The sequence below is a fragment of the Candidatus Obscuribacterales bacterium genome (genome assembly GCA_036703605.1).
Lineage (GTDB): Bacteria > Cyanobacteriota > Cyanobacteriia > RECH01 > RECH01 > RECH01.
In genome coordinates this window covers 1-4,849 of the sequence record DATNRH010000155.1, presented here as the reverse complement: position 1 = coordinate 4,849, position 4,849 = coordinate 1, and the positions used below count along the sequence as shown (strand labels likewise).

The 4,849-nt window shown below is 53.0% G+C and carries 3 protein-coding genes; 2 read left to right on the top strand and 1 reads right to left on the bottom strand.

Annotated features, from left to right (window positions below; translation table 11 throughout):
* Positions 1 to 379: 379 nt before the first annotated feature.
* The gene (locus V6D20_03230) at positions 380 to 1,363 is read right to left on the bottom strand and encodes a hypothetical protein (protein ID HEY9814806.1); all 984 of its coding nucleotides are present in this window, start codon (positions 1,361 to 1,363) and stop codon (positions 380 to 382) included.
* A gap of 534 nt (positions 1,364 to 1,897) precedes the next feature.
* Here V6D20_03230 and V6D20_03225 point away from each other — a divergent pair.
* A complete protein-coding gene (locus V6D20_03225) occupies positions 1,898 to 3,007 on the top strand; it encodes an ABC transporter substrate-binding protein (protein HEY9814805.1) in 1,110 nt (369 codons plus the stop codon).
* Between the two features lie 453 nt (positions 3,008 to 3,460).
* Positions 3,461 to 4,849, top strand: a 1,389-nt coding sequence (locus V6D20_03220; GenBank protein HEY9814804.1) for an amidohydrolase family protein, incomplete at its 3' end; no start/stop codon positions are given.

Below are 4,849 nucleotides of genomic sequence, written 5' to 3'. Positions count from 1 at the left end.
ATGGGAGACTATATGCTCACCGACGAACAACTAGCTGCTTTAGATAGCAACATGCTCTATGTTGATGTCCACACCACTCGGTATCGCGGTGGAGAGCTCCGGGGCATCCTCATGGCTGAATAGGGCGTAGTTTTCAACGAGTGCATCCCATGTTTGCAACCTATACTCCTCGTCCTCCAGCTCTTTTGTTCGTCGTTGCTGAATGAAGATATGAAATCGGAATGGGAGCGAGACGCTCACGATTCGTTAGCGCACTATCGTAATTCAGCAATGCCGCCTCAGCCGAACGGTGAGGTCTATATCCTCGGGGTGCACTCTTTCAACCTCAATCTCAGTGTTGCAGACTCAGTGTTGCAGAATCATCCTGTTACTCAACACCTTATTTCCTATCCCATCGAACGATGAACGGTTGAGGTGTGACGAAGAGCTGATCCAAAGCCGCGATCGCTTCCTCCTTGGCTCGAACATGAGCATCAAGAAATAGTCCAATCGTCTCTGCTAGGAGCGATCGCACTGCATCTGCTGGCTGAGTTTCAGGATAATCCAGGAAGGTGTGGCCGGTTGTACCATCCACCCCATCCGCAATTGAAAAATGATTTGCGCCTTCTAGAATACAAAGATAACTGTCGTTTCTGCCGCCAGCGATCGCTTCCTGAAATGTACGCACCACTGGCGTTTGTGCCTGCTCCCAAGTCGTACCATAGCGATGACTGCTGTTAACCATCACCCCGTCACGGGTGCCCCCCATCAATAACATGGGCACTTGATCCGGCAGCGGCAAGATTTGAGCTGCCTCATAGCCAAGCTGCACCGTTGCAGCGGAATGGGCCCCATAGGCAAAAGCCGCAACAACGTTAGAGAAAAAGCTGGGACTGGCATTTTCGATCGCTACCCGGCCGCCAGCCGAATGGCCACCCAGGATGATCCGATCTAGATCTAGTAAACCTGCCAACACCCCTTCCGTCTGTAGCTGTTCGAGTTCACGGATGATGGTTGGTAAGGCCGTTGCTGTGGGGCCTGTACCATAGAGCGCCGGTGTCATCATGGCAAGATCCACCCCTGGCGTAAGAGCTACCATACCGGGAATGTTTTCCGCTACCCAGTTAAACATGACGACCACAAGGCCGCGTTCTGCCAACGTCACCGCCAGCCATTGGTACAGTTCTGCACCACAGTTAATACCGTTGAAGAAAATAACGATCGGAAACGGAGCTTGGCTCACATCAGCAGACACCACCCCAAAATTTTGAGTCTGGTTATCCTTCGATATCTGTCCTGGATAAAAAACTTTCAGATGCAGGGTATCGTAGGGAGCTGATACGCCCTGCACCGCTGCAGCGCGAAACATTGCGCGAATGGTCATATGGTCTAACCTCCTATTCTCTGATCGGCATTGCTAGATAGCAGTATAAATTGCCCTCATCTCCAACCCTTCTCCCTAGGGAGAAGAGAGCTAGAATCCTTGTCTCTGCTTCTTTTGGGAGAGAGCTAGGGTGAGGGTAGATGTTGCTCATACCTAGATTCAGGAACACCATTTGATCTAAACACGATCTAGGAACAGATATTGACCCATGTCTAGGCAGCCGCCGATGTGCCATAGACATATATCTACACCCATAACACACCCTGAAGCCGATGAGCAACAGATTCTAAACTCAACTAAGATGATGTTACCCTAATATGTTTTCAAAGGAACAGTTCACGTCAGAACTTATTTTAATCTAACCCTATACTCAGATAGTTCTCATGCAACCCTTGTGTAGTCCACCCAATTTAGTAGCCCACACTACAACGCATAGCGGCACACCATATATCATGCATCATATATGATTTGCAAAAGCCCCGGATCTGAAGCGGGTTGAGCGATGACCAAGCCAGTAACTAGGAGGGATCGATCATGGTACCTATCAATCGACGCAAATTTTTAGGGCAAGCCTCTGCAGCCCTAGGAGCAACATTGCTGCTTAAAGCCTGCGCCTCACCATCCGATCCAGCGCCATCTGCCGATTCCCCCGCCCCTGATACGGCTGCTAGCCCTACCGAACCAGCGCCATCCTCTGAACTGTTCACCATTCGCTTCACCCTCGACTGGGCTATTCAGGGGGTTCATGCGCCCCTAGGGGTGGCGATCGCCAAGGGCTATTTTGAAGAAGAGGGGCTAGACGTGCAGTTTGAGCGCGGGCAAGGGTCTGCCGATTCGATCACCAAAGTGGCAGCAGGAGCCTTTGACATGGGCTTTGGCGATATCAATAGTTTGATGGAGTTCAATATCACCAATCCCGACACGCCGGTGAAAGCGATCGCCATCTATTATAATCAGTCACCCATGAGCATTATGTCTTTGGCAGAGACTGGAATTACAGATCCAACAATGCTAGAAGGTAAGATACTGGGCATTCCGGCCGGCAGTGCTACTCGCCGGATGCTGCCTTTATTTGCCCAAACAGCAGGCTTTGATCTAGCCCAAGTGGAGGTACCGGCCATTGAATCTCGCTTGCAGCAAACCTTGCTGTTGACCAAAGAAATTGATGCGATCGCCCCCTTCACCATTTCCGCCCTACCTAACCTCAACGCCGAGGGCTATCCCCCAGATAAGCTCAATATTTTCCGCTATGCTGACTATGGTCTAGACTTCTACGGCAACGCGGTCTTAGCCCGGCAAGATTTCCTAGACGCCAATCCTGAGCAAATGTCGGCATTTTTGCGAGCGCTGACCAAGGGCTTGCAAGATACCCTTGCCGATCCCGATGAGGCGGTGGAGATCATGGCCCAGTTTGATGAACTCTACGAGATTCCCCTAGAGCGAGAGCGGCTGCAAATTGCCATCGATACCCTTTTCCTATCGCCGGAGGTGGAGGCCAACGGTTTTGGGGCCGTTGATCCCGTACGGTTTGAGAAAACTATTGGTCAGGTAGTGGATGCCTTTGAACTACCCACCACGCCCAAACCTGAGGATGTCTTCGACGATCGCTTCCTGCCTGACTTGAGCGATCGTCAACTAACGTAACCTTCTGGGTTCTGCTCCCATGGGACAATGACGTCAGTTGTTTGCCTGTTTGCTGTGAGGTTATTCAGCGATCGCAGGGTGTGCTGAACCTCATCCCAGCCAAATGCTCTAACGAGCTCTGCTGATGATACAGCGCAGCGCATGCTAGACGTGTCGCCACATTTCCCCCGGTTGTGTTGACTCCACTCAGCGATCGCACACTAGACTGCGATCGCTCTCTGTTATGGCTACAAGTACTCGTGGAGCAGAGTCAACACCCTGATGGATTGACCAAATGAAGACCCTCACCCCAACCCCCTTTCCCAAATCGGTAGAGGGGGTTTGAAACCACCTGCTTTCTTGCTCCCCTTGTCGGAGAGGGGGCGAGGGGACGAGGCAAAAACTTGCTCAGCCAATCAGGTCAACACCAGACATCCCACTGACTACTGAACCCTTAAGTCGAATTAATCCACTATGAACCCTTTGCCCACCTGGTCTCAATCCGTTGGTACTCTCCTATCCCATCCTGGAGAGCACCCCCCGCAACACCAAGTGGGTCTAACAGTGCAAGATGGTGTGATCCAAGCGATCGCCCCTGCCGACCGAGCTGACCATCCCGATTGGCTAGCTCTGCCAGCTCTGGCAAACGCTCACGACCATGGGCGCGGGGTAGCTCCCTTTGTGTTTGGTGCCCTGGATCAGGCCCTAGAATTATGGCTCCCGTCCCTGAAACTGAGTCCACCCGTGCCCGTCTATGCAGCGGCGGCCCTGGCGATGGCCCGTATGGCCCGCAGCGGTGTAGGGTCGGTGATGCATTGTCATAACCCCGTTAGTGCTAACGTGATGGACGAAATGCTGCAGGTCTGTCAAGCGGCACGGGATGTGGGGGTGCGGCTGGGGCTAGCGGTGTCGATGAACGATCGCAATTCCTTATCCTATGGCAATGCCGATCGCTTACTCAACCTTCTGCCAGAGAGCGATCGCTCTGCCGTCAAAGAACTTTGGAATCCGTCACCGCGATCGCCCCAAGAGCAGCTTCAGCTTGTAGACGATCTGGCCGCTACCTGCCGTGATGACGATCGCATCACCATCCAGTATGGCCCACGCGGCCCCCAGTGGTGTTCGCCAGAGTTGCTAGAAGCGATCGCTGAAGCCTCGGCAAATACCGGACGGCGGGTGCATATGCATGTGCTGGAAACTCGCTACCAGCGGGAATGGGCCGATGCTCACTATCCCCAAGGATTGATCACCTACTTGGATGACATTGGTCTACTATCTCCTCGGTTGACCATAGCCCATGGCATTTGGCTGACTCCTGCTGAAATGGAACGGATAGCAGAGCGAGGCGTCATCGTTTCCGTAAATACCAGTTCTAACCTACGGCTGCGATCGGGGCTAGCTCCCTATCGGCAACTCGTACAATCCGGGGTGTCAACGGCCTTTGGTTTAGATGGTATGGCCATCAATGATGATGATGATGCGCTAAAAGAACTGCGGCTGAACTATCATCTGCACGCTGAGGTAGGAATGGAACAGTCATTGACCTTATCTCACTTCTTCCGAGCCCATCGCTACGGGGCCACCGTCGTCACCCATCGACAGGATATTGGTACCTTAGAGCCAGGCATGGCGGCGGACATTCTCATGCTCAATCGCGCAGCGCTGATGGCTGATGTGGTACCCGATCTCTGCGATGAAGCGGCGCTAGTTATGGCTCGGGGAGCGGCCCGCTATGTGGATAGCCTATACGTAGCCGGGCAGACGGTGGTGTCTGGTGGTCAGGTCGTTGGGATTGATGAGGAAGCGATCGCTGCTGATGTGCGTCATGCCCTCACCCACCCACCCGATCGAGTCTACAGTCTC

Excerpts from the sequence above, each read along its gene's own strand:
- V6D20_03230 (HEY9814806.1), bottom strand. The coding sequence starts at position 1,363 with ATGACCATTCGCGCAATGTTTCGCGCTGCAGCGGTGCAGGGCGTATCA.
- V6D20_03225 (HEY9814805.1), top strand. The coding sequence starts at position 1,898 with ATGGTACCTATCAATCGACGCAAATTTTTAGGGCAAGCCTCTGCAGCC.